This window comes from Lactobacillus mulieris (genome assembly GCF_007095465.1).
Taxonomy (GTDB): domain Bacteria; phylum Bacillota; class Bacilli; order Lactobacillales; family Lactobacillaceae; genus Lactobacillus; species Lactobacillus mulieris.
In genome coordinates, this window is record NZ_SDGL01000003.1 from 130,897 (window position 1) to 155,188 (window position 24,292).

Below are 24,292 nucleotides of genomic sequence, written 5' to 3' on the forward strand. Positions count from 1 at the left end.
ATTATGTTAGTCTCGCACCATCACTAACTCGCTGATTCTTTCTTTGTCTTACTATTAAGTTTAAAAAATTAATTATGATCTTTATAATCATCAGGAAAAACAATTGTTACATCTGAATCATTTGTATTTTCTTGATCATTCTCTGGCTGACTTGTTGATAAAGGCACTTTATCAGCATCTTTGTCATGTTCCAAGTTTACGCCAGATTGGCCCTTATTGTCAACTGTAGGAAGTGAAGCAGTAGGAATTGGTTCTCCACCATCCGATGGATAAATTCTTTCTACATTTGTAGCAGCATCAAGATAATATTGCCAAGTATTATCATCTAATGAATCAATTTGTTTCTGAAGTTTTGCACGAATCTTATATCTAAAATCTGCAACTTGTGTTTTTAATCTTTGATAATCATTTTTTAAAGTATCATTTTGATAAACTAAGCTTTGATTTTCAGAAGCTGCTTGATTTTTAGCATCTTCAACAATCTTTTTAGCATCTTCTTGTGCTTTTTGTCTTAATTCACTAGCATCTTTTTGTGCCTTCAAAACTTCATCATTGATTGTCTTTCTAAGCTCATCTAGTCTATCTACTTCAGACTCTAATTCTTTAATTTTATTTTTTAAAGCCACATTTTCATTTTTTAAATCAACATTGTTATCTAGGCAATCACCATAATCATCAACAATTTGATCTAAAAAACTATCCACTTCATATCTGTCATAACCCTTATGTCCACGTGGAGTGAACTCTTTGTTATGAATATCCATTGGTGTTAGTACAATCTTTTCTTCTTGCTGAGCCACAAGTTTGCCTCCAAACGATACTTCCCTTTCCGGGTATTTGTTATATTTGAGATTTCTATTCTCCCATAATGACGTACACTTAGCACATCATTCACTGAGATTATTATATTAGAATTATCAATTTTATGCCAATTTAATTTGATATTTTCCTTTTCTATCAATTGTTTGACAATATTTCTACTAGACTTTGTCAGTGCAGCTAATATTGCATCTATTCGCAAAGAATTAACAATGATTTTAGTATTTTGAATATCATCTTCAATATTGACAATTTGCTTTAATGAAACCTCATTTAAGCTAACCGCAACTTTGCCTATCCTTTTTATCTCTTGACAAACAAAATCAGCCATCGCTTCTGAAACAAAAAACTGCCATTTGCCTTTTCCATCAGTAATGATATCCCCTAAACTTGACAAATTAAGTCCTGAACCTACCAATGTACCCAAAATTTGACTATGAGTAATGGTAGCAAATTTATGATTATAAGTTATATTGATTAATTTCAGTTGAAAATTTCTAACATCCTGATATTCCCAATCATTACGAATAATTGCTCGACATTTTTCTGCTCTATCATATCCGCCAAATTCTTGAACATAAAAATCATCTTGCGCAAGTTCTTTTAAATTCGCTCTAGCTCCTGGATCCAAGAAATTAGTTAATATTTCCTCTTTTCCATAGCAAACCTGGATTAAATAACCTGATAACTGAGAAATATCGTCATTATCACTTTGAGAGCGTAAAAACTGAGCACGCTTTTTTATTTTTTCGCTTAATAAAATATTTTCATTCATTATTCATATATAAATAAAAAATAGTGATTTACATCACTATTTTTTAAATCAATTTAAATGCTAACTGAGTAAGCAAATTTTGAATGATATAAATAACAAAAATTGCTAACACAGGTGAAACATCTACACCGGCTTTAATCGCAATTGTCTTTAAAAAACCAATCCTGAATAATCCAACATAAGGTTCAACAATTTTATTTAGATATCGACCAACTACTGAATTATATAGAAAGGGCAACCAACTAGTAATTGCATTTAAAACAATTAAGATTGTATAGATATATAAAAGCCAATTAATTACACTTATAGTACTTAGCAAAAAATTAATCATTAACTCAACTTATCCTTTTTTTCAACTAATTCGGTAATCTTACCATCAGTTTCAAATTTAGGAGGAGTTGCTAAGAAAATTTTATCGCCAACTCTTTGAATTTCACCGTTTAGAGCATAAACAGTACCAGTAATAAAATCGACAATTCTACGTGCTGAGTCATCATCCATTCGACTAAAATTGATGATAACTGCCTTATTACTAAGTAAGTTTTGAGCTACTTCTTTAGCATCTGAATATACGCGTGGTTCATATAAAACAATTTTGCTTTGTGGTACACTACCAGATTTTATAGAAACCACGTTATTTCTCCCCTTATTATTTAAATGATCAGCGATTTCAGTTGGAACTTCTACTTCATTCAATTGTGATGAAGCAGAAGTTGCTTCTGGAGCATATTCATCTTCAGCACTACTATCACTGATACCGAAAAAACTACTAATTTTCTCTAATGCAGCCATAATTATCACCTTTCATTATTGCTGATTACGGTGTCTAAAGAATGGAATGTCACTACTATTATCACCATTGTCAGCACTTGTCTCAATTTGCGAGATACTATCTTGATCGTCATTATTAAATGTGTCAAAAGTATCTTGCTTTTTATTTACTACACCTTGATTTTTAACTTCCCGGCGATTGTTATTATCATCTAAATTCCACACATCAATTGGATTTACCATTGATTCTTTTTGATGTGATTCTTCAGCTACTTGTGGCTTTTCAGAAAGCGTTTCAGCAACTTGTGAAGGTTCTGCCTTAACTGTGTCACTTGTTTCTACATTTTGAGGTTGTGGAGCTTGATTTACTTCAATTTCAGGTTTAATGTCAACACTTGGTCGACTTACTGTCCGATGATGGCCTGGCAATTGCTTTGAAGCTTCTTCTTCGGCCTTTGAATCAATACCAGTTGCAATAACAGTAACTACAACTTCATCCCCTAAATTAGCATTGATTGAAGTACCAAAGATAATATCTACATCATCTCCTGCAGCTTTAGATACAATTTCTGAAGCATCTTGTGCTTCAAATAAAGTTAAATCAGGACCACCTGTAATATTCAAAAGAACTTGCTTAGCACCATCAATTGAAACTTCAAGCAATGGTGAAGAAATGGCAAGCTTTGTTGCTTCAACAGTTCTATTTTCACCGCTTGCTCTACCAATTCCCATTAAAGCAGAACCTTGGTTTTCCATGACAGTCTTAATATCAGCAAAGTCAAGATTAACGTAATCAGTTGAAGTAATCAAATCTGAGATACCTTGTACCCCTTGACGCAAAACATTATCTGCTTCTTTAAAGGCATCCATCATAGGTGTCTTCTTATCAACCATTTCTAATAGACGGTTGTTGGCAATGATAACTAAAGTATCAACATATTGCTTCAATTGAGCAATACCAGCAGCAGCATTTTTGGAACGCTTAGGTCCTTCAAACGTAAACGGACGCGTTACGACCCCAACGGTAAGTGCACCAGTTTCTCGAGCGACTTTAGCAATTACAGGAGCTGCGCCTGTACCTGTTCCACCACCCATACCTGCAGTGATGAAAATCATATCAGCACCTTTTAATGCTTCTTCAATTGTTTGTTCACTTTCTTCAGCAGCTTTTTGTCCAACTTCTGGATGTGACCCTGCACCTAAACCTCTAGTAAGCTTAGGTCCAAGTTGAATCTTATTTTCTGCTTTATTACTATTTAACGCTTGAACATCAGTATTAGCAACGATGAAAGAAACACCTTGTACTCCTTCATCAATCATGCGGTTTACAGCGTTACCACCTGCACCGCCGACACCAATAACTTTGATGACAGCATTCTTGTTGTCGTCTTGATCGAATTGGAAATCCATTTACTAAACCACCTTTAATCAAAGAAATTCTTAAAGAATCCTCTGATACCCTTTTTACTATTTTCTGACTTATTTGCACCATCTTTTTCACGATCTACGCGTGGCGCTATAGTATCATTATAAGCTTCTTTTGTGTTATTTTCACTAACTTCTGCATGTCTTTTAAAAATATTGATACTATTTTCACTAAATTCAGCTAATGGATTTTCATGGGATGCAGAAGTCCCATAAATTACACCATTAACAAGCAAATCAATATCATTTAAGTTATAAACATAGTTAACTACACCATATGCAGCTGCATATGCAGGATTTCTTAATCCCATCTCATCAGGTTGATAAACACGTGTTTTAACTTCAAAATGCTTTTCAACAGCAGATTGCAATCCTTGCAACAAAGTCATGCCACCTGTAATTACCACCCCACCAGGTAATTTAAATGCATCATGAGAAGCTAATCCTTTACCAATTCTACCCAATATTTGATCCATTCTAGCAGCTATAATTTGACTCAAATAATTTTCATCAACAGTTTCTTGTTCACTTTTACCAACTGTTTTAACAGAAAATTTATCTTCAGAAGATGTCAATTCAGGATCAGCTGAACCATAATCGAGCTTTATTTGCTCAGCGTCTTTTTTGGAAGTCCCCAGAACTACAGAAATGTCCTTGGTTACATCTTCTCCACCTTCCAAGTCAATTGTGGCATACTTAATTTTATTTTCATGAATTACAGTAGCAGTTGTTGTTCCACCACCTAAATCCAAAATAACTGAACCAAAGGTTCTTTCTCCCTCATCAAGAGCAACACTTGCAATTGCTAACGGTGTTGGAATAAAGAAATTATTTTGATATCCTGCTCGTTCAATTGCTTTTTTGATATTATGTAAATCACCTGTTGGAGCAGTAAGCAATATTCCATGTACTTCTAAAGAATGTGCAATCATCTTACGAGGATCATCAACATCGGTTTTTCCATCTAACAAGAATCTGCTAGGTAAGAAGGCAATTGCTTCACGACCTGATTTTACCGCTTGTTTAATTGCAAGTTCTAAAACCCGTTTTACGTCTTGATCACTAACTTCTCGGCCATCTTCACCAATATTAATTAATCCAGTTGAAGTTTCCAATTGAAGCATACCTACTGGAATTCCTGTTACCACTCGATAAATTTTGGAATTTGTTTTTTGCTCAACGTTCTTCAATGCTGAGGAAATCGCATTAGCTGTTTGATCAATATCAACAATTTTTCCTTGGCGCATACCTTTATTTTTTTCTTTGACTGCACCAATAACTTGAATTTCATTGACTGAAGCATCGGCAACAACTGCTTTTACAGAATCCGTACCGATATCCAAGCCAACGATTAAGCTTGAATTACTCACAATAACGCCCCCATGAATCCTTCTTATTACAAATATACCATAAACTTTGTGAAGTTTTACATAAGATTATGTAAACGCTTATTAAAAACCTAAATTTTTCTTTTCACTATCAGTTAAAGGACGTGAAAAGGCCCCAATTTCTAAATCAATAATACTTTTACTACTTAAATTGCTTTTTATCTGTGGATAATACGTGATTTTTTGAGCAATAGTATCTGTATTTCCAATAATAATATTGCCATCTTTCATTAGCAACACTATTTCACTTTTACGTGTGCTTTTTCCATTAATTAAACTAATTTGGTTTCTTAACTTAGTTGGAATAGCTTTTAACGCTTTTAAGTCAGTAAACAATCCAGATTTGCTTGTATAACCAACAAATATTGGCAATGACTTGTTAAGCTGACTCTCTGTTAAACTTTGTCGAGCTATTTTTTTATTATTCAAAATTTTATAATATCTACCATTTTGATTTACATAAGCTAAAGTACTATATTCTTGCAAATCTAACTTGATTTGATTTAGACCCGCTAATTTTAATTTAGCAGATTTAATTTCTGGATAATATTTTTTAAGTTTGCTTTCGTATGTGTTTTTACCAAGCCAATAATCAATTAATTGGTCCTCAGCTTTAATACCTGATTTTTTAATAACCTCTGTCGCATCCAATTCTGGGGCTCCAACGACAATTATTTTTTGCAATCTTGTATAAGAAGATACATAAATTCCTAATCCCAGAATTGCAAGAATTGAAATAATTATTATTGCACCTAAGCGTCTTCTTAGAGCTTGTTTTCGCTCATTATTAAGATTAGTCAGTGAATCAGATGCTTTTTGATTAGTTCGATTAGTAATATTATTTTTATTTTTCTTATAATCAAGGAAATTATCCAAATCCTTTTTGGGATCTTTTTTAGTAATTCTCCTATTAGTCATCTGTTCTCCTCCAAATCTTAAAGAAGTTTTTTATTTGTTTGCCTGTAGTGCCTTCATAACTGTAATTATTTGATCTGCTGAATCAGGAACTCCTAATTTCTTAGAAGCTTTACTCATTTTAGAAGCATATTCTGAATCAAGTAAAATATGATCAATTGAAGAGACAAAATTATTTGGATTCAAATCATTTTCAGGAATTACTAAAGCGGCCCCAGCCTTCTCCATATCTAAAGCATTTTTCATTTGATGATTATGAGTTACATTAGGACTCGGTATCAAAACCACTGGAACACCTAACGCAGTAAACTCAGCTAAACTTGTGGCTCCAGATCTTGAAACAACGCAAGACATTTGTGGTAATAAAGCTGGCATATTATCAATGTAAGGTACGATTCTTAAATTTTTAGGAATATCTTTACCGGCTAATTTTTCTTTTACTGAACCATAATAATATTGGCCAGTTGCCCAAATAACTTGATAAGGTTTTTTAGAAAGTTCAGAAAGTGCTGATTCCATTGCTCGATTGATTGCTAATGCTCCTCTTGAACCACCAAAAACTAACACTGTTGGCATTTGTGGATTCAAAGACCACTTTTGAGCTAAATCAATTTTTTCAAGATTTAAATTCAAGACTTGTTGTGAACGTGGATTCCCTGTCTGAATTAATTTCTTCTTTTCACTAAATTGCTTTGCTGCATCATCAAAAGTATAACAAATCTTATCTACATAATGTCCTAAAAACTTATTTGCTAAGCCAACAACTGAATTTGATTCATGAATTAATGTAGGAATCCCCATTTTAGCCGCTTCATAAACAATTGCACCTGAAACATAGCCACCTGTACCTAAAACAACATCTGGTTTAAATTCAGAAATTATTTTTCTAGCCTTTTTAGTTGCCTTCATAAAAAGCTTGATAGTTTCTATATTTTTAATTAGATTTTTTCGACTAAAACCTTGAATTTCAATTGTTTTAAAATTAATCCCAGCGCGAGGAACAATCTTGGATTCTAATCCTCTTTCTGTTCCCACAAACAAAATCTCATCATCATTTGAAATTCCAGTTTCTTTTAGACGTTCAATAATTGCTAAAATTGGATAAATATGGCCACCTGTGCCACCACCTGTAAATATAACTCTCATTTTTAATTCAATTCCTTTATGTATTCCATGAAATAGTCTCCACGTTGTTCAAATGTCTTAAATTGATCCCAAGATGCACAAGCTGGAGAAAGCAATAATACATCACCAGGTTTAGTTAATTCATATGCTACTGGTACTGCTTCTTTCAAAGTATTCACAATTTTTATTTCTTTAATACCTGCTTTTCTAGCTGCGTCAGCTAAAAGATAACGCGTTTCACCATATAAAACAACAGCTTTAACATGCTTTTTCAATAGAGGAACTAGAGAATCAAAAGTAAATCCACGATCTAATCCACCACCAATTAGCACCTCTGGTTCAGAAAATGCTTTTATTGCAACTGTAGCAGCTTCAATATTAGTTGACTTAGAGTCATTATATACTTTCACGTCATTGATAGTCGTCACATATTGTAATCTATGTCTTGCTCCAGCAAACGTAGATAAAACAGCTTGGATATCAGAATTTTCTGCTCCCATTAATTTACTAATTGCAATCGCAACCATACTATTTTGTAAATTGTGTCTGCCTGGCAATTTAATATCAGAAATTTTCATAATTTTTTCTGATTGTGATTCCAAATATTCATCACCAACAAAGTAACTAGCTGAATGATCGTTCATACTAAAAGTTTGGATTTTAGCCTTAGTAGTAGCTTCTTCTTTAGATAAAATTTCTTTTTGATCAAAGTTTGCAATAAAGTATTCATCACATGTTTGGAACCGAGTTACATTTAATTTAGCCGCAATGTAATTTTCCATTGTCTTATGATAATCAAGATGGGTCGGATAGATATCAACAATTGCTGCAACCTTTGGTTTTATATCTGTTACACCAAGTAATTGGAAACTTGATATTTCGACAACTAAGACATCATCTTTGGTTGCTTTTTGAACCACTTCACTAATCGGAACTCCGATATTACCAACAGCATAAGCATGATGACCACTTTTTGCTAAATGATGGTCAATAATTTCACTAGTTAGCATAACTGTTGTTGTTTTACCATTTGAACCAGTTACACAAACAAAAGGAGCTTCACTTGCACTTAAAGCAATTTCAGGTTCTGTAATAATTGGGATTTTTAATTCAGACGCTTTTTGAACCATTGGATTTTCGTAAGGAATCCCTGGATTTTTAACAAAGAAATCAAAATGTTCTTCTTCAAGCAAGTCAACCGGGTGATGACCACCAATTACTCGAACTCCCATTTTTTCTAATTTTTGTGCATGTTCATTATCAGTTAAATCTTGCTTATCATTTAAAGTGATTTTGGCACCTAATTTTAAAAGTAATTCACTAACTGCAAATCCACTCTTACCCAAACCTAAAACTAAAACGTTTTTACCTTGATATGTCTTAATGTCCTTCATGTCTTTTATCCCCAGATAATTAAATATAAAATACTAAAAATCAATTGAACTAGCCAAAAGACAATGTCAACTTTCCATTCGCTCCAACCTGAAAGTTCAAAGTGGTGGTGAATTGGCGTCATCTTAAAAACTCTTTTATGGGTTAACTTGAAACTAGTTACTTGTATCATAACACTTGCAGTTTCACAAACGAATACAAGTCCCACTAAAAGTAAAGACCATGGTCTATTTAATAAAATTGCAATTGCAGCAAGAGAGCCACCTAAAGCAAGGGACCCAGCATCACCCATAAAAATTTTAGCAGGTTTATGATTGAAGATTAAGAAGATTATTAATCCACCAATTACACTCATACAAAAAACCAAAATTGCCAAATTTTCTTGCTTAAAGGCCAAGTATGCATATGTAGCAAAACTGACAATAGATAAACCACTAGCTAAACCATCTAAACCATCTGATAAATTCACAGCATTAGAAAATCCGACTAACCAAAAAATAGTAAATAGCACAAAAATTACCGGTCCAGTTAGCGCTCCGCCCCAAGGCATGCGTAAAGCGAATGCAAAACGATCAAAACTAGCAATTAAAACTAAAACAATAGCAATAAAAATTTGCAAAAGTAGCTTTTGCCACGCTCTTAATCCTAAGTTGTTTTTCCAAATAATTTTTAAACCATCATCTAAAAAGCCAATTAATCCATGCCCTAATAAAGCGATTATCAAAATAATTGCTATATTATTAAAGCTCTGCTTCCAAACTAAAACTAAAGTTGTTGCAATAACAGAAGCTATTACAAAAACGGTACCTCCCATTGTTGGCGTTCCTGCTTTTTTCAAATGGGCTTTCGGTCCTTCTTCTCGAATTGGTTGTCCTTCATGGTGCATGTGCATAAAGACAATCAACCATGGCAAAAATATTGCTGTAATAACCATACTAATAACTAAGGCATAGATACTATATAGCATTATTATCTCCCTCTATATCTCTATTTTGTTTTTATTGTAATTTCCTGTCCGTTTTTTAAGGTAGTTCCTGCTTTAATACTTTGTAACTTAACTTTTCCATCCTCTGATCCAGAAACCTTAACACTGACTCCTGCCAAAGCAGCATATTGTTTCACTTCTTCAACAGTCCAATTTGTAAAATCAGCACATGAAATCTTTCCACTAGTTAAGACAAATACTTTGCTTCCAGCTGAAAGTTTCTGCCCTGTAGCAGGTGTTTGCTGAGTAACTACATCACTTGAGCCAAGCACTTCAACTGATAAAGCTACTTTTTCAATGTCATTTTTAGCATTAGAAACAGACTTACCAACGACATTTGGCACTTCTTCTTTGCTTGCACTAGCTTTTTTAGTTACTGAACTAGAAAGAATAAGTCGATTCATCATTGGCTTAAAAATTGAAGCTAAAATCGTTTCAGCTGGATCGGTCATCTTTTGTGGTTGTTTCATAGTTAAGTAAACTGCATAGTGAGGATTATTGGCTGGAGTAACCCCAATCACAGAGAAAATATAATTATTATTTCCTGTTAAATATCCACTTGAACCAGCAATTTGAGCCGTCCCTGTTTTTACAGCAATGCTTTTTCCAGCAATTTTATAAGCGGTCCCTGTTCCGTATTGTTTATTAACAACATCTTGCATCCCCTGTAAAACTGTCTTAACGGTAGATTCAGAAACAACTTTCTTGCCAACTTTTTGTACTTTATAGTTTTGAACCACCTTACCAGTTGGTGAAACAATTTTTTCAACTAGTTGTGGTTTGACCATCTGACCCTTATTTGCAAGAATACTGTAAGCTTGCATCATTTGCCAGACATTCACATTAACCCCTTGTCCAAATGAAGTTACAGCTTGATCTAATTTACTCTTAAATGCAATCATACCTGCTTGCTCACCTGGCAAAGTAATACCTGTTTTTTTTGTGATACCAAATTTATTTAGATAGCTTCTCCACGTAGAAGCTCCCATCTTTTGCTCTAAAATACTTAAACCAACATTACTTGAACGAGGGAAGGCTTCATACAAAGGAATCGAACCCCATCCAGTAACATTCCAATCATGAATTGTTGAGCCATTCAACGTAAGAGATCCTGATTTATATAATTCATTAGGATTATAATGGCCAGAATTGATAGCAGCAGCAAAAGACAGTATTTTGAATACTGAACCTGGTTCATATGTTGCTTGGGTTAACAAATCAGTATATGAATCCGTTAATCCTTTTTTAGTCTGAGCATCAAACGTAGGTCTTTGTGATGCTGCTAAAACTTTACCCGTCCGTAAATCCTCAACTACTGCTGTTAAAGCCTTAGGCTGATACTTACTTTGAACTTTCGTTAACAAATTCTCTAAATAATTCTGTAATTGACTATCAAGAGTCAAATAAATATCATCACCATTTTTTGCTGCTTGATAAGCATTGGTACCATTTGGAAGTTGATATTCTGAAGCATCAACGCTACTTTCTTTATAGCCATCTCTTCCGGCAAGATATTTGTTGTAATATGCTTCAAGTCCCATTGTTCCAACCAAATCAGTTGACTTTGTTTTTTTGTTGTAAACCGGCTGAGCTAATCCAACAATATGTGAGGCAAAAGTACCATTAGGATATAGTCTAGATGGTGATTCAATAAACTTAATCCCTGGCAACTTCATTTTTTCAATTTTTTGTTTTTGCTCAATTGTTAAATTAGAACCACCAGATCCAAATTGAACTTGGAATGCCTTAGTTTTTGGATTTAAATATTTTAAGATTTGTTCTTTAGATAAAGGTAAAACTGTAGCTAATTTTTCAGCGGTTTTATCTTTATTAACAACATACTCTGGCTTATTCTTATAGTTTATTGATGAATGATCAAGTATTGCATAAATCGTATAAACATGTGAATCTTCTGCAATAGTAAAACCATTGCGGTCATAAATCGTACCTCTAGTTGCTTTAAGCACTTGATTTCTCTTATATAAAGCAGCTGTTCGAGCAGATAAATTTTCGCCAGCAACGGTTTTTGAAATACTTATATATAAAGTTCGTCCTAAAAAAATAAGAAAAACCAAGGCAACAATAACCTGAAGGACTCTCCCCACCTGAAAACGGTTACTGTGAACATTGGTTTTTGTTGTTTTTATATTATTTGAATTCTTCATTATTAATCAACAGTCCTAATATTACTTTCGATTAAGCTAAGACCTTCTTGCTTAGCAATTTTATTCATTCTTGAACTTGAAGTAAGTTCACCGATTTCTTGTCTTAAATTAGAAAAATCGGTTTGACTACTTGTAAGCTCAGTTTGAATATTGGCTAATTGGTGTTGTGCACTAGTTGCTGCAACACTAGTAAATACAAGCATGGCAGCCATGGCGATAGTAACAATAGAGCCAGCAATTAAAATAAAAATTTCAGACCTAGAAAACGGCACTTTATTGGGATCAACAGACATTCTTCTTTCTGTTTCAAAAGTACTTCTTGCTTTTCTACTAGGTTCATAATTATAATTTAGATTTCTTGCGGAACTATCAGCCATTTTTCTATCCTCTTATAACTTTTCTGCCACTCTTAATTTAGCACTGTGTGAGCGGTTGTTGTTAGCTAACTCTGAAGCTGTAGCAAGAATAGGTTTTCTATTTACCAGTTTAAGTTTTGGTTTCAAATTATCTGGAATTATTGGAATTCCACGTGGTACATCAACTTCAGAATTTTCTTTAAATATTTTTTTTACTATTTTATCTTCATGCGATTGAAAAGTAATTACGCTAATCCGTCCACCAGGTCTTAATAGTTCAATTGCTTCTTGCAAAGAGGCTTTTAAGCTATCTAATTCATGATTTACTTCAACGCGAATTGCTTGAAAACTCTTTTTAGCAGGATGCCCGCCAGTTCTTCTTTTAGCAGCTGGAATAGCTTCTTTAATAAGCTCTACCAATTCGAATGTGGTTTCAATTGGTTTTTGTTGTCGTCTTTGAACGATTTTACGGGCAATTTGCCGTGAGAATTTTTCATCACCATATTGATAAAGAACATCTGCTAGTTGAGATTGAGAATATGAATTTACCACTTGATATGCATCAAGCTCTTGTTCTTGATTCATTCTCATATCCAATCTAGCATCAAATCTATATGAAAAGCCTCGATCAGGTTGATCGAATTGTGGAGAAGAAACTCCTAAATCATAATAAATTCCATCAATGCCATCTTTAATTCCCAGCTTATTTAAATTATCAGTTAAATGACTGAAATTATCATGAACCATAATTAACTGTGGCTGATGATTACCAGATAAATATTCAGAGAAATTATCTTTAGCAGCATTAATTGCGTAATTATCTTGATCAAATCCAACCAAAACACCTGTATTGAGCTTACTTAATAAATAGCGAGCATGACCTCCACCACCAAAAGTCGCATCAACATATAGGCCTTCATCTTTTACATTTAAATTATCAATTGTTTCCCTGAGTAATACACTTGTGTGCTTGAAATTCGTTGTCATAATTCAATATCATCCAAATCTTCTGCAATGTCATCGTAGTTTTCATCAGCATCATCAGTAAAATCATCCCATCGTTTTTGTGACCAAATCTCTATACGGTTGGAAACACCAACAATGACACATTCTTTTTCCAATTCTGCATGTTCTTTCAAGGTAGCAGTTAAATTAACTCTACCCTGTTTATCAAACTCACTTTCCATTGCCCCAGAATAAAACAAACGTGTAAATTTACGCACATTTCGTTTAGTCAGGGGGAGTTTGGCTAATTTAGCTTCAATCTTTTGCCATTCTTCTTCAGAATAACCAAAAATACAGCCTTCCATCCCACGAGTGAAGATAATTTTATCACCCATTTGGTTACGAAATTTGGCAGGAATTATCAAGCGTCCTTTCGCATCCAAATTGTGATGATATTCACCCATGAACATGACGGTAGCCTCCCTTCCAAGTAATAATCTACCACAATTCCCCACTTCCTACCACAATATTACAAATAATTGTGAAACTTTTTTAACAATTATTTTCTTAGAATATAAAAACAGCGCTAAATCAACCTTTAGCGCTGTTAAACTTTCTTTATTAATTGTGGGGATTTTGTTTTTATATTTGAAATTCTTATACTAAATTAGATAATAATTGTGAATAAAAGTCCAATGTACCAAAAAATTGTACAAACTGTGAGATAATCCCATAATTTCCGGATTAATTTTCCAGAATCAATATTTTTGAACTTAATAGCACTGCTAATACTAATAACAAGTACCAAAACAAAATAAGTTAAAAAACCATATGGCAAAAAAGATGGATTTTTTAAAAAATTTGATATATTTTGACAAGCAGCAATAAAGAAGAAAGGTAATACATCGTATCCGCGAAATTTTGCTTTGGGAAATACTGCATTAACAATCGCTGCTGTAATGAAGCCGAGAACTGGTAGTAAAATAATCATTAACATTTATAATCTCCTTTATTCTTCCTCTCAATTTTATCAATAAATTGCAAAACAATTCCAGCTAAGCTAAAATACAAGCTTAGGAGGATTTTTCATGGCACGTAAAAAGAAGTCTAAATTTCAAAAGCTTACAATTGTAATGGCAGTATTAATGGCATTGATTACTCTCTTAGCCATTTTAATTCCTGTATTACAAGGCTTAAATATTTTCTAATAGTTTAAATAAAAAAGGTTGTTGCCAATTGCAACAACCTTTTTATTTATAATAATTCATTTTTATTGCAAAAGGATATTCTCGACCCAAAAGATTAAATAAAGGATAGCTCAAGCTTGCTAAAATCAAAGCTAAAATAGCATTAGCAATCATCCCCCATAGAACTTGGGAAAAAGAGATAGAAATCGTACTTGCAATTGTCAAAATAAACCAAAAGAATGCATCAAAAAGCAAATAACAAATAACAATTACTGGAACTCTAACCACAAAAACATCAGGTAATATACGAGTAACCTTTTGACATAGCCATGAAACTAATGTTAGTCCAACTGTATAAGGTCCAATAAAGCCTAGATAATAAATATCCGCTATCAATCCTATAAAAAAGGCTAAAATAATTTCATTATTGTTATTTTCGTCAATTAAGCTACATGCCGCTACAGCAATAACAACTAACCAAAAACTGGCGCTCACTCCACTTAGCCCTAATAACGAATGAGCATAAATACTAGCAACACCATCAATAATTAACGCACCAAATTCTGCAATCGCAATATACCATCTTGATAACTTAGATCTAGAATTCATTATTCTGAGACCTTTCTTTCAACTACAGACACAACTGAGGCATCTCCAATAGAACCAGCTGGTTTAATTTCAATTAAATCAGACAATCCAAATGAATCTCTAGTAGTTTTTGCAACAGTACCTACTAATAGCCCCTTTGGAGAACGCCCACCTAAGCCACTAGTATAAACTTTAGCACCCTTCTTGAGCTTTTTACTATCAACAACTTGCGTGAAATACAAAGAATTTGTGTCATCACTATCAACAGTAATAATACCATGGACTTTTTTACCATTAGCAGCATCAGCTTCAACACTAAATCTATTGGCTGATTTATCAGTGGTAGTAATCAATTCAACTTTTGACGTTGCTGAATTAACCTCGAGTATTCTCCCAATTACACCACCACCAGACATAACTGCCTGATTTTTCTTAATACCACTACTTGAACCTTTATCAATAATTAAAATATCTGACCAAGTATCAGGTGAACGTGAAATCACTGAGGCATTAACTATAGTGTAAGTTGTTAATGTATTTTTTAAGTTGAGAGCTGATTTAAGTTGCTTATTTTCTGCTTCTAAACTTGAATTTCGTGCTTTGGTTTGAGCCAAGTTAGATACTTGGCTTTTTAAATGATCATTTTCTTTTTGCATATTAATAATACTATTGATATTACTAATGCCATCAGATGCTAAAGAAACTGGCCAATTAACTACTCGACTAGCAACTGAAATAATATCATTACCCATTTTTTGGAAGAACAGTGGACTATTCCGTTTACTTCTTAAACTAACTGTAATTCCTAAAATAATAACAACTAGCAAAGTAGTCAAAAAACTAACAAGTATCTTTTTATTTTGTAAAAACTTCTTCATTAATCTAATTTCTTCAATTTCATAAAATAAAAACCGGCTTTCGCCGATTCATTATTTATGTGCTCTCCGCATTACTTCAATATTCTTCAAAGATTCACCAGTCCCAATGGCTACACAGTCAAGTGGATCTTGAGCAATAAATACAGGAACCTTAGTAGCTTCTGAAATAACTTCTGAAAGGTTCTTAAGTAAAGCACCACCACCAGTTAAAACAATACCGTGGTCAATAACATCAGCTGCAATTTCAGGAGAAGTTTCTTCTAAAGTTTCTTTGATTGCAACAATAATATCTTGAACTACTTCTTGAATAGCTTCTGCTACATCAACTGCATTAACATCAACAGATTTAGGTAATCCAGTAATTAAATCTCGACCTCTAATGTTCATAGATTCAATTTCCTTTGCCTTTTCAACAGAAGCAGAGCCAATTTGAATCTTAATATCTTCAGCAGTTCTTTCACCAATTAAGAGATTAAACTTTTGGTGAATATAGCTTGAAATTGAGCTATTGAATTTATCCCCAGCTTGGCGAGTTGAACGACTTGATACGATCCCACCTAAAGAAATAGTAGCAACATCAGTAGTTCCCCCACCAATGTCAACAACCATTGAACCTGTTGGATCCATAACTGGAAGTCCAGCACCAATAGCTGCTGCAAATGGTTCTTCAATTACATATGCTTCTCTTGCACCAGCAACACGGGCGGCATCAATTACTGCACGCTTTTCAACTTCAGTAACACCAGATGGAACACAAATCATAACTGCAGGCTTAGAATTACCTACTGTCTTTTCCATAAAGTATTTAAGCATTGCAGCAGTTGTATCATAATCTGCAATAACCCCATCCTTCATTGGACGAATAGCTCTAATAGTACCCGGTGTTCTACCAATCATTTCCTTAGCTTCTGAACCAACAGAAATAACTTCACCAGTTTGGGTATTCTTGGCAACAACAGAAGGTTCACGTAAAACAATACCTTTACCTTCCATGTAAACTAATGTGTTAGCTGTACCAAGGTCAATCCCGATATTCTTTGATCCTAATCCAAACACGAATATCTCTCCTTAATAATTGTGGTCTCAATAAATCTTGAACTATTATAGCATATTAAACAAGGAAGCGGCCGGATTTAACGGGATTTTAATAACCCTTAAATTAATTGCTCCTCTTTAAAGCTTAAATAGCTTCGATCAGCAACAATAATGTGATCTAAAAAATTAATCCCCATCAAATCACTTGCTTTATTTATTTGTTTAGTAAATTCAATATCTTTTTGTGAAGGGTTGGCATCCCCACTAGGATGATTATGGGCTATTAAGATACCAACACTATTGTAAAATACTGCCCACCTAAATATGTCTCGTGGATGAACAACAGATCGATTAACCGTTCCTTGAAAAAGCAAACGCTCTCCTAGAACCTTATTTTTATTATCAAGATATATAACAACTAATTGCTCTTGTTCCACTCCTAAAAATCTGTCAATTAAATATTTTCCAACTTCATGACTGGAAACAAATTGAATTAACTTTCTAGTTCTAACTGCTTTTAATCTTTTTAATAAAGTTATCGTTCTGCTTAAAAGTTCATCATCTATCTGACAACTTGTCAAATAATCATAAATTTGTCCAAAATTTTCTAACTTTTTATTTAATAAAACATTATTAAGCTCAGCGAAGCTCTTAATTCCAGCTTCTTCAAGCAAAATAAAAATTTCATTTAATAATTCTTGATCTGTTTTTAATAAGTAGTGGTCCTTATCTGCAATCTGCATTAAATCGCTCCTTCCACTACTTATATACAAAATTTTAAGCGATTTTTTCTAAAAAATCCAAAAAGCTTGTACAGATTAAACTAGCATTCTTCTTATCCTTTAAACTAGGACTTTTCAAGTCTGGAATCATTATTCCCTGAATGCCAGCATCTTTACTAGCAGCAATGCCAGTTGATGAATCTTCAAAGATTATCAGCTCTTGTTTATTCAACTTTAATTCTTTTGCTGCTAATTCATAAATATCTCCAGCTGGCTTAGGGGCTAATTCAAATTTTTCAACATCATCATATGATAAATAAAAATCAAAATATGATTTAATGCCCGTTTTGGTAATAGCGTGTTCAATTACCCTTTTATAGTTACTTGATGCAATTGCAAGATGCAAGCCTCTGCTTTTAAACTCATCTAGAGCTTCCTGTACACCTTTTTGTAACTTTAACTTTCCCTCATCTGTCCATTGCCAAACCAAGTCATCTGTTCGCTTAATAAATGCATCACGTTCTATTTCACTAGCAAAATATTTATGATAAAAATTCTGCATATCTTTAGCCGTTGCACCTGTCAACTTTAGATATGAATCTTCTGGAATATCAAGTTTTGCTTCTTGAGCTGCTTGAATATTAGCTTGCCAATATAATTTTTCTGAATTGACTAATAATCCATCAAGGTCAAAAATCACACCCTTAATATTACCAACTAATCCTTTAACTTGCATCTATCTTCTCCTGAAAATTTAAAATCTGACTAACTAAATAAAATGAACCAGTTACAACAAGAGTATCATTTTCTTTCAAATTTTTCTTTAAATCAATATATGCTTGGATGGCATTTTTTCTATACTTATATTTTTCTAAAACTTCAGCTGGAAAGTCTGCTTTTTTAGCAGCCCGTGGATAATCAATTGTTGTTAGAGTTATTTTTTCATTGTGATTAAACAAAGTAAAAACCTCTGACAAATCTTTATCTTTCATCATAGTTATCAAAACATAAATTTGTCCTTTATTTTTCTCAGCATTAACAAAATCAATCAAATTATTCATTGCTTGCATGTTATGAGCTCCATCCAAAATTATTGTTGGTTTAGTTTTAATTATCTGATAGCGCCCCGGAATTTTCGTCAAATTAATTATTTTTTCAATTTCAGTTGGTAAAATTGATAAATTAAGTAAGCTCAAGACCTGACAAGCTATTGCTATATCAAATCCTTCTACTAGGGGACGTGATTCAAATTGATATATCCCCATCTTTGTGTGAACTAGCAATTTATTTTCTGCACTCATAACCGAAAAATCTTTATTCAATTGGTACATTGGAGCTGATTTTACTTGGGCTTCTTTTTGAATTATGGGAAGTATACTCTCAGGTACATTACCTAAAACTACTGGTCGCTTATCTTTTATTATTCCAGCTTTTTCAAAAGCAATATCTTGCAGCGTGGGGCCAATAATCTTTTCATGATCCAAACCAACTGTTGTAATAACACTTACTTCAGGAATTATGACATTTGTTTTATCATGACGGGCGCCGATTCCTACTTCAATTACAGCATAATTACAACGTTTTTTTGCAAAATACCAAAACGCTAAAGCGACCTCATACTCGAATGTTACTAACTCAATTTTAAGTTTTTGCAAAATTTGATAGATATAATTAGCCCCAACTAAAAGATCTTCAATTGAAATATTTTGGCTATTTAATTGGATTCGTTCATTAAATTCGCGAATATATGGTGAGACAAAAAGGCCAGTCTTTTGACCGGCCTTTTCTAGTAAATTACTAATGTAATAGCACGTAGAACCTTTACCATTAGTGCCTGTAACATGAACTGTCTTCACCTTATCTTGTGGATTATCCATTTCTGCCAAAACCTGCTTAATATAACTTAAATCACTTTTTTTATGCAAACGTGGTAACGCATAGAGATAATTTAAAAAATCAGATAAAGTATTAAATTTATTCACATTAACGACTTTCTTTTAATTCTTGCATCCGTGCTTTAACAGCTTCAAGTTGACTTTCATAATCAGCTTGTTTTTCCTTTTCCTTAGCAATTACTGCTTCGGGTGCATTCTTGACAAATCCTTCATTTGAAAGTTTCTTGCTTGCACGCATAACTTCGCCTTCGAGGCGCTTAGCTTCTTTTTCCATTTTAGCTAATTCTTCATCTAAATCAACAATATCAGCCAATGGAACGAAGATTTGAGCTCCTGGAATAACGGCAGTCTTAGCTAATTTTGGAGCTGAAACTTGAGTTGATACTTCCATATTCTTAGGATGTAAGAAGTTTTGGACGTATTCTGCATTATCCTCTAAAATCTTCTTATCTTCTGCTTTATCAAGTTGAATCAAAATATCAATTGAGCTTGACATTGGTGCATTAACTTCCATTCGAATATTTCTTACAGCCTTAATAACTTCAATCATGAAGTTCATTTGGTTATCAGCATCATTGTTTTCAAATTCAGTATGAGTTACAGGATAACTTGCAACTGAGATACTCTTGCCTTCATGTGGCATTGATAACCATAGCTTTTCAGTTACAAATGGCATAATTGGGTGCATCAAACGCAAAATTTGATCTAAAATCCAAATTAAGTTTTCTTGCTTTCTAGCCTTTAAATCTTCGTCATCACCATTTAAGGCAACCTTAGAGATTTCAATGTACCAATCACAGAAGTCATTCCAAATGAAGTTGTACATTTCTCTGCCAGCTTCACCAAATTGGAATTCATCAAATAAGCGGTTTACTTCTTTAACAGTGTGGTTCAAACGGTCGAAAATCCACTTATCAGCCAAATCAAATTTGGCAACATCCGGCATATGAGCAGGCTTAGCATCACTAGGTAAGTTCATGATTACGAATCTTGAAGCATTCCAGATTTTATTGATAAAGTTCCAAGCTGAGTCCATCTTAGTGTAGCTGAAACGAGTATCTTGACCAGGTGCTGTTCCGTTAAGCAAGAACCAACGCAAGGCATCAGCACCATATTTATCAATTACATCCATTGGGTCAATCCCGTTACCCAAAGACTTACTCATCTTACGTCCTTGTTCATCACGAATTAAACCGTGAAGCACAACATGGTCAAATGGCTTTTGCTTAGTAAAGTGCAAACTTTGGAAAATCATTCTAGATACCCAGAAGAAAATGATGTCATAACCAGTTACTAATGCATTAGTTGGGAAGTAACGCTTGAAATCTGCTGCGTTTTCATCAGGCCAACCTAAAGTTGAAAATGGCCAAAGAGCTGAACTAAACCAAGTATCAAGCACATCTTCATCTTGACGCCAATTTTCAATATCTTTAGGAGCTTCTTCACCAACATACATTTCGCCAGTTTCTTTATTGTACCAAGCTGGAATTCGGTGCCCCCACCATAATTGACGAGAAATTACCCAGTCATGAACATTTTCCATCCATTGTTCAAAAGTTTGGCTAAATCTTTCTGGAACGAAGTCAATCTTGCCAGCAGTCTTTTGATTTTCAAGTGCTTTTTCAGCAAGTGGCTTCATTTTAACAAACCATTGAGTTGAAAGACGTGGTTCAACTTGAACGCCACTTCTTTCAGAGTGACCCACTGAGTGAACGATTGGTTCAACTTTAATTAAGTAGCCTTCTTTTTCCAAGTCCTTAACTAATGCTTCACGGCAATCAAATCGGTCCATTCCTGCATACTTACCACATTCTTCATTCATGGTACCATTAGCATTCATAACATTGATGCGTTTAAGGTCATGCCGGTTACCCACTAAGAAGTCATTAGGGTCATGAGCTGGTGTAATTTTAACCAACCCAGTACCAAATTCTGGATCAACATGTTGATCTTCAATAATTGGAATGTGACGACCAACAAGTGGCAAGATTAATTCTTTACCAACTATGTCCTTGTATCTTTCATCCCCAGGGGCAACAGCAACAGCAACGTCACCAAACATAGTTTCTGGACGAGTGGTTGCAATTTCTACAAAACCACTACCATCTGCAAATGGATACTTAACATGGTAAAAGGCTCCCTTATCATCTTGGTGAATAACTTCAATATCACTTAAAGCAGTTTCAAGTTTCGGATCCCAGTTAATGATATATTGACCGCGATAAATCAAGCCTTCATTGTAAAGTTGAACGAAGACTTTTCTTACAGCCTTTGAAAGCCCCTTATCTAAAGTGAAACGTTCACGACTGTAATCAAGTGACAAACCTAATTTTGCCCATTGAGACTTGATAATATTTGCATATTCATCTTTCCAGTCCCAAACTTGCTTAACAAACTTTTCTCTACCCATTTGATGACGGTCTAAGCCTTGCTTACGCAATTTTGCTTCAACCTTTGCTTGCATTGCAATTCCTGCATGATCCATTCCTGGCAAGTAGAGCGTATCATAGCCTTGCATCCGCTTGAGTCGAATTAAAGTATCTTGAATAGATGTATCCCAAGCATGCCCCAAATGAAGCTTACCTGTTACATTTGGTGGCGGAATCACAATAGAATATGGGTGAGCTTTTTTATCACCAGATGGCTTAAATAAATCTTCATCAAGCCAAGTTTGATATCTACCTTCTTCAACCTCATTAGGGTTGTATTTTGGCGCTAAATTTGTCATTTTTACCTCCATAAAAAAAGTCCTAGACAAAAGTCTAGGACGATTAACTGACCGCGGTACCACCTATATTAAGTATAGAAAAAATTTCCATACTTCTCTTTAAGCGATAACGGTGCTAATCCGGATAAACTTACTTAATTTCAATCTACCAGCTGACCAAGCTACCCGAAATCCTCTGGCCTCTCAGAATTAATGGCTGTTCTCTGTAAACGAAGATTCTCCTCTTGGCTATGCTGTTTTATAAAAGAAAGTATAACATAAAAATTCACTACTAACTATCTTTTAATGCAGATATCTCTGCTTTAGTTAATTTCCGATACTTCCCTAATAATAAATTTTCATCTAAGCTCAAATTTCCCATACTTATTCGTTTGAGCCTTACTACACCTAAATCAAACAAACCAAACATTCGTTTAATTTGGTGGAATTTTCCTTCATGAATTGTAATAAAGCCTTGCTTTTTATTACTTTTATCAATCTTTAATTGAGATGGACTAACTTTTGTACCATCAGCTAAAGTGACTCCCTTAGCAAAGTTGACAATCAACTCATCAGATACCTCATAATCTAACTCAACAAAATAAGTCTTAGCAACGTGTTTTTTGGGACTAAGTAAATTGTGGTTAAGTTGACCATCATTAGTAAGCAACAATAACCCTGTAGTATCTTTATCTAGACGTCCTACAGGGCTTAACCCTTGATAGCGATCCTTATGCTCGATTAAATCAAGTACAGTCTTTTGTTGTGGGTCCTCGGTTGCGGTAATTACTCCCGCTGGCTTATTTAACATAAAATAATGAAATTGTTCATAAGCTATAGTTTCATCAGCTACTTTAACTATATCTGTATCAGCAACTTGTTGTTTTGCCTGCTTAACCAGTTGACCATTTACAGTAACTTTTTTTGCCTTAATTAAATCATGAACCTCTTTTCGAGATCCAACTTTCATATTCGCTAAATACTTATCAATTCGCATTAAAGTAAATCCTGATCTGCTGTTTGATCATCAATAAACTTTTCATTAGGCTTAATTGTGCTAATTTCAATACCTTCCATTGCTCTTTGCAAAAGCCCTTCAACATCTAAACGTTTTTCATATTCGATTGCTTTTTCAATCTTAGGTTTAGTTTTTGGACGTGGTGGGGCAAAAATAGTACAACAATCTTCAAAAGGCATTACTGAAAGATCAAAAGTTCCAATTTCTTCTGCCAAACGAATGATTTCTGTCTTATCCATCGTTGCAACAGGACGAATTACAGGAGTTGTTGTTACATTATTTATTGCTGCCATAGATTCTAGAGTTTGTGACGCAACTTGTCCAACTGATTCACCATTAAAAATTGCTAACCCTTTGCGCTTTTCTCGAATCATATCAGCTAAACGCAACATAAAGCGTCGTTGAATTGTCATCAAATACCCTTCTGGCAGCTTTTCTTTAATTGTTTCTTGAATTTCAGCAAAAGGAACCGCAATAAAAGTAATTTTTCCACAGTAATTTGCTAAAATACCTGTCAATTCTTTAGCTTTTGCTAAGGCTTTATCGCTAGTGTATGGTGGGCTGAAAAAGTGTACCATTTCAATATCAACGCCACGCTTTAAAGCAAGATATGATGCAACAGGCGAATCAATTCCCCCACTAAGCATCATTACTGCCTTACCAGCTGTACCTACTGGCATTCCACCTGGTCCATGTAATAATTGATTAGATATATAAACAGCATCCTGACGAACTTCTAAACGCAATACAACATCAGGATGTTTCATTTCAACCTTAGGATTTGGTAAGTTATCAAATAAATAATCTCCTACCATTAAGTTAAGTTGATTGGTGTCATATTCAAAACGATGATCCGCTCTTTTAGTATTTACCTTAAAAGTCATCCCAGATTTATAAACTGCCTGCATTATTTCAAGGGCAGTCTTTTTGATTGCTTCAAGGGTTTTCTCAGTTCTTATAACTGGTGAATAAGTTTGGATACCAAATACTTTCTTTAAGCGGCGATCAACTTCTTCCAATGAAGCGCCATTCAAGACAATATGCATTCGATCATGTTTGGGATAAATTTTTACATTTTCTAAATCCGCAAGAACTTTTTCTACGTTACCGGCCAAACGACCAATAAAATCCTTTCTATTCTTGCCTTTAGTTGATAATTCGCCATAACGAACCATAACTTCAGTATATTGCATTATTTACT

General features: G+C 33.9%; 25 protein-coding genes. 1 reads left to right on the plus strand and 24 read right to left on the minus strand.

Going from position 1 to position 24,292, the window contains the following annotated elements:
• Positions 1–68: 68 nt before the first annotated feature.
• The 15 genes from ETI37_RS02010 to ETI37_RS02080 all read right to left on the minus strand — a co-directional run bounded on the left by ETI37_RS02010 (position 69) and on the right by ETI37_RS02080 (position 14,058).
• The gene (locus ETI37_RS02010; protein WP_006586563.1) at positions 69–800 is read right to left on the minus strand and encodes a DivIVA domain-containing protein; all 732 of its coding nucleotides are present in this window, start codon (positions 798–800) and stop codon (positions 69–71) included.
• Complete coding sequence (locus ETI37_RS02015) at positions 770–1,594, minus strand: YlmH family RNA-binding protein (RefSeq protein ID WP_006586562.1); 825 nt, start codon at positions 1,592–1,594, stop codon at positions 770–772. The genes ETI37_RS02010 and ETI37_RS02015 overlap by 31 nt, the downstream gene beginning before the upstream one ends.
• A gap of 43 nt (positions 1,595–1,637) precedes the next feature.
• Complete coding sequence (locus tag ETI37_RS02020) at positions 1,638–1,925, minus strand: YggT family protein (protein ID WP_006586561.1); 288 nt, start codon at positions 1,923–1,925, stop codon at positions 1,638–1,640.
• Complete coding sequence (locus ETI37_RS02025) at positions 1,925–2,386, minus strand: cell division protein SepF (protein WP_006586560.1); 462 nt, start codon at positions 2,384–2,386, stop codon at positions 1,925–1,927. Before ETI37_RS02025 ends, ETI37_RS02020 begins: the two co-directional genes overlap by 1 nt.
• A 15-nt stretch (positions 2,387–2,401) precedes the next feature.
• Entirely contained in the window at positions 2,402–3,775 is a 1,374-nt protein-coding gene (gene ftsZ / locus ETI37_RS02030; RefSeq protein ID WP_006586559.1) for a cell division protein FtsZ, read from the minus strand.
• Positions 3,776–3,789: 14 nt separating this feature from the next.
• Complete coding sequence (gene ftsA, locus ETI37_RS02035) at positions 3,790–5,160, minus strand: cell division protein FtsA (RefSeq protein WP_006586558.1); 1,371 nt, start codon at positions 5,158–5,160, stop codon at positions 3,790–3,792.
• A gap of 81 nt (positions 5,161–5,241) precedes the next feature.
• A complete protein-coding gene (locus ETI37_RS02040) occupies positions 5,242–6,096 on the minus strand; it encodes a cell division protein FtsQ/DivIB (protein WP_006586557.1) in 855 nt (284 codons plus the stop codon).
• A 30-nt stretch (positions 6,097–6,126) separates the two neighbouring features.
• Positions 6,127–7,239 carry an undecaprenyldiphospho-muramoylpentapeptide beta-N-acetylglucosaminyltransferase gene (gene murG, locus ETI37_RS02045; RefSeq protein ID WP_006586556.1) on the minus strand — a complete coding sequence of 371 codons (1,113 nt, stop codon included), beginning with the start codon at positions 7,237–7,239 and terminating at the stop codon, positions 6,127–6,129.
• A 2-nt stretch (positions 7,240–7,241) separates the two neighbouring features.
• Complete coding sequence (murD, locus tag ETI37_RS02050; RefSeq protein ID WP_006586555.1) at positions 7,242–8,612, minus strand: UDP-N-acetylmuramoyl-L-alanine--D-glutamate ligase; 1,371 nt, start codon at positions 8,610–8,612, stop codon at positions 7,242–7,244.
• 5 nt (positions 8,613–8,617) lie between these two features.
• Positions 8,618–9,577, minus strand: coding sequence for a phospho-N-acetylmuramoyl-pentapeptide-transferase (gene mraY, locus ETI37_RS02055; protein WP_006586554.1), 960 nt, complete (start codon positions 9,575–9,577; stop codon positions 8,618–8,620).
• A 20-nt stretch (positions 9,578–9,597) separates the two neighbouring features.
• Positions 9,598–11,760, minus strand: a complete 2,163-nt coding sequence (locus ETI37_RS02060; protein WP_006587185.1) for a peptidoglycan D,D-transpeptidase FtsI family protein — start codon at positions 11,758–11,760, stop codon at positions 9,598–9,600.
• Positions 11,761–11,762: 2 nt separating this feature from the next.
• Complete coding sequence (gene ftsL / locus ETI37_RS02065) at positions 11,763–12,137, minus strand: cell division protein FtsL (RefSeq protein ID WP_006586552.1); 375 nt, start codon at positions 12,135–12,137, stop codon at positions 11,763–11,765.
• A 12-nt stretch (positions 12,138–12,149) separates the two neighbouring features.
• Complete coding sequence (gene rsmH / locus ETI37_RS02070) at positions 12,150–13,103, minus strand: 16S rRNA (cytosine(1402)-N(4))-methyltransferase RsmH (RefSeq protein WP_006586551.1); 954 nt, start codon at positions 13,101–13,103, stop codon at positions 12,150–12,152.
• Entirely contained in the window at positions 13,100–13,531 is a 432-nt protein-coding gene (mraZ, locus tag ETI37_RS02075; RefSeq protein WP_006587183.1) for a division/cell wall cluster transcriptional repressor MraZ, read from the minus strand. Before mraZ ends, rsmH begins: the two co-directional genes overlap by 4 nt.
• Positions 13,532–13,728: 197 nt before the next feature.
• Positions 13,729–14,058 carry a DUF3397 domain-containing protein gene (locus ETI37_RS02080; RefSeq protein ID WP_006586548.1) on the minus strand — a complete coding sequence of 110 codons (330 nt, stop codon included), beginning with the start codon at positions 14,056–14,058 and terminating at the stop codon, positions 13,729–13,731.
• Between the two features lie 91 nt (positions 14,059–14,149).
• Between ETI37_RS02080 and ETI37_RS02085 the strand changes: the two genes are divergently transcribed.
• The gene (locus tag ETI37_RS02085; RefSeq protein ID WP_006586547.1) at positions 14,150–14,269 is read left to right on the plus strand and encodes a DUF4044 domain-containing protein; all 120 of its coding nucleotides are present in this window, start codon (positions 14,150–14,152) and stop codon (positions 14,267–14,269) included.
• Positions 14,270–14,311: 42 nt separating this feature from the next.
• Here the strand turns inward: ETI37_RS02085 and mreD are convergent, their stop codons facing one another.
• The 9 genes from mreD to thiI all read right to left on the minus strand — a co-directional run bounded on the left by mreD (position 14,312) and on the right by thiI (position 24,284).
• A complete protein-coding gene (gene mreD / locus ETI37_RS02090; RefSeq protein ID WP_006586546.1) occupies positions 14,312–14,857 on the minus strand; it encodes a rod shape-determining protein MreD in 546 nt (181 codons plus the stop codon).
• On the minus strand, positions 14,857–15,714 hold the full coding sequence (mreC, locus tag ETI37_RS02095; RefSeq protein WP_143458378.1) for a rod shape-determining protein MreC: 858 nt from the start codon (positions 15,712–15,714) through the stop codon (positions 14,857–14,859). Before mreC ends, mreD begins: the two co-directional genes overlap by 1 nt.
• 51 nt (positions 15,715–15,765) lie before the next feature.
• The gene (locus ETI37_RS02100) at positions 15,766–16,770 is read right to left on the minus strand and encodes a rod shape-determining protein (RefSeq protein WP_006586544.1); all 1,005 of its coding nucleotides are present in this window, start codon (positions 16,768–16,770) and stop codon (positions 15,766–15,768) included.
• Positions 16,771–16,868: 98 nt separating this feature from the next.
• Positions 16,869–17,492 (minus strand): JAB domain-containing protein, encoded by a 624-nt coding sequence (locus ETI37_RS02105; protein ID WP_006586543.1) that lies wholly within the window; start codon positions 17,490–17,492, stop codon positions 16,869–16,871.
• 34 nt (positions 17,493–17,526) lie between these two features.
• Positions 17,527–18,207: an HAD family hydrolase gene (locus tag ETI37_RS02110; protein ID WP_006586542.1), complete on the minus strand. Its 681-nt coding sequence runs from the start codon at positions 18,205–18,207 to the stop codon at positions 17,527–17,529.
• Positions 18,197–19,453, minus strand: coding sequence for a bifunctional folylpolyglutamate synthase/dihydrofolate synthase (locus ETI37_RS02115; protein ID WP_006586541.1), 1,257 nt, complete (start codon positions 19,451–19,453; stop codon positions 18,197–18,199). The genes ETI37_RS02110 and ETI37_RS02115 overlap by 11 nt, the downstream gene beginning before the upstream one ends.
• Position 19,454: 1 nt before the next feature.
• The gene (locus tag ETI37_RS02120) at positions 19,455–22,094 is read right to left on the minus strand and encodes a valine--tRNA ligase (RefSeq protein WP_006587181.1); all 2,640 of its coding nucleotides are present in this window, start codon (positions 22,092–22,094) and stop codon (positions 19,455–19,457) included.
• Positions 22,095–22,365: 271 nt separating this feature from the next.
• Positions 22,366–23,070 (minus strand): pseudouridine synthase, encoded by a 705-nt coding sequence (locus ETI37_RS02125; RefSeq protein ID WP_006586539.1) that lies wholly within the window; start codon positions 23,068–23,070, stop codon positions 22,366–22,368.
• A complete protein-coding gene (gene thiI, locus ETI37_RS02130) occupies positions 23,070–24,284 on the minus strand; it encodes a tRNA uracil 4-sulfurtransferase ThiI (protein WP_143458379.1) in 1,215 nt (404 codons plus the stop codon). Before thiI ends, ETI37_RS02125 begins: the two co-directional genes overlap by 1 nt.
• Positions 24,285–24,292 lie beyond the last annotated feature (8 nt).

Coding starts and splice junctions, on each gene's coding strand:
- mraY (WP_006586554.1), bottom strand. CDS start 9,577: ATGCTATATAGTATCTATGCCTTAGTTATTAGTATGGTTATTACAGCA.
- ETI37_RS02120 (WP_006587181.1), bottom strand. CDS start 22,094: ATGACAAATTTAGCGCCAAAATACAACCCTAATGAGGTTGAAGAAGGT.
- ETI37_RS02085 (WP_006586547.1), top strand. CDS start 14,150: ATGGCACGTAAAAAGAAGTCTAAATTTCAAAAGCTTACAATTGTAATG.
- ETI37_RS02105 (WP_006586543.1), bottom strand. CDS start 17,492: ATGCAGATTGCAGATAAGGACCACTACTTATTAAAAACAGATCAAGAA.
- murD (WP_006586555.1), bottom strand. CDS start 8,612: ATGAAGGACATTAAGACATATCAAGGTAAAAACGTTTTAGTTTTAGGT.
- mreC (WP_143458378.1), bottom strand. CDS start 15,714: ATGAAGAAGTTTTTACAAAATAAAAAGATACTTGTTAGTTTTTTGACT.
- murG (WP_006586556.1), bottom strand. CDS start 7,239: ATGAGAGTTATATTTACAGGTGGTGGCACAGGTGGCCATATTTATCCA.
- mreD (WP_006586546.1), bottom strand. CDS start 14,857: ATGAATTCTAGATCTAAGTTATCAAGATGGTATATTGCGATTGCAGAA.
- mraZ (WP_006587183.1), bottom strand. CDS start 13,531: ATGTTCATGGGTGAATATCATCACAATTTGGATGCGAAAGGACGCTTG.
- ETI37_RS02015 (WP_006586562.1), bottom strand. CDS start 1,594: ATGAATGAAAATATTTTATTAAGCGAAAAAATAAAAAAGCGTGCTCAG.
- ETI37_RS02125 (WP_006586539.1), bottom strand. CDS start 23,070: ATGCGAATTGATAAGTATTTAGCGAATATGAAAGTTGGATCTCGAAAA.
- rsmH (WP_006586551.1), bottom strand. CDS start 13,103: ATGACAACGAATTTCAAGCACACAAGTGTATTACTCAGGGAAACAATT.
- ETI37_RS02020 (WP_006586561.1), bottom strand. CDS start 1,925: ATGATTAATTTTTTGCTAAGTACTATAAGTGTAATTAATTGGCTTTTA.
- ETI37_RS02025 (WP_006586560.1), bottom strand. CDS start 2,386: ATGGCTGCATTAGAGAAAATTAGTAGTTTTTTCGGTATCAGTGATAGT.
- ETI37_RS02110 (WP_006586542.1), bottom strand. CDS start 18,207: ATGCAAGTTAAAGGATTAGTTGGTAATATTAAGGGTGTGATTTTTGAC.
- ftsL (WP_006586552.1), bottom strand. CDS start 12,137: ATGGCTGATAGTTCCGCAAGAAATCTAAATTATAATTATGAACCTAGT.
- ftsZ (WP_006586559.1), bottom strand. CDS start 3,775: ATGGATTTCCAATTCGATCAAGACGACAACAAGAATGCTGTCATCAAA.
- thiI (WP_143458379.1), bottom strand. CDS start 24,284: ATGCAATATACTGAAGTTATGGTTCGTTATGGCGAATTATCAACTAAA.
- ETI37_RS02040 (WP_006586557.1), bottom strand. CDS start 6,096: ATGACTAATAGGAGAATTACTAAAAAAGATCCCAAAAAGGATTTGGAT.
- ETI37_RS02080 (WP_006586548.1), bottom strand. CDS start 14,058: ATGTTAATGATTATTTTACTACCAGTTCTCGGCTTCATTACAGCAGCG.
- ETI37_RS02060 (WP_006587185.1), bottom strand. CDS start 11,760: ATGAAGAATTCAAATAATATAAAAACAACAAAAACCAATGTTCACAGT.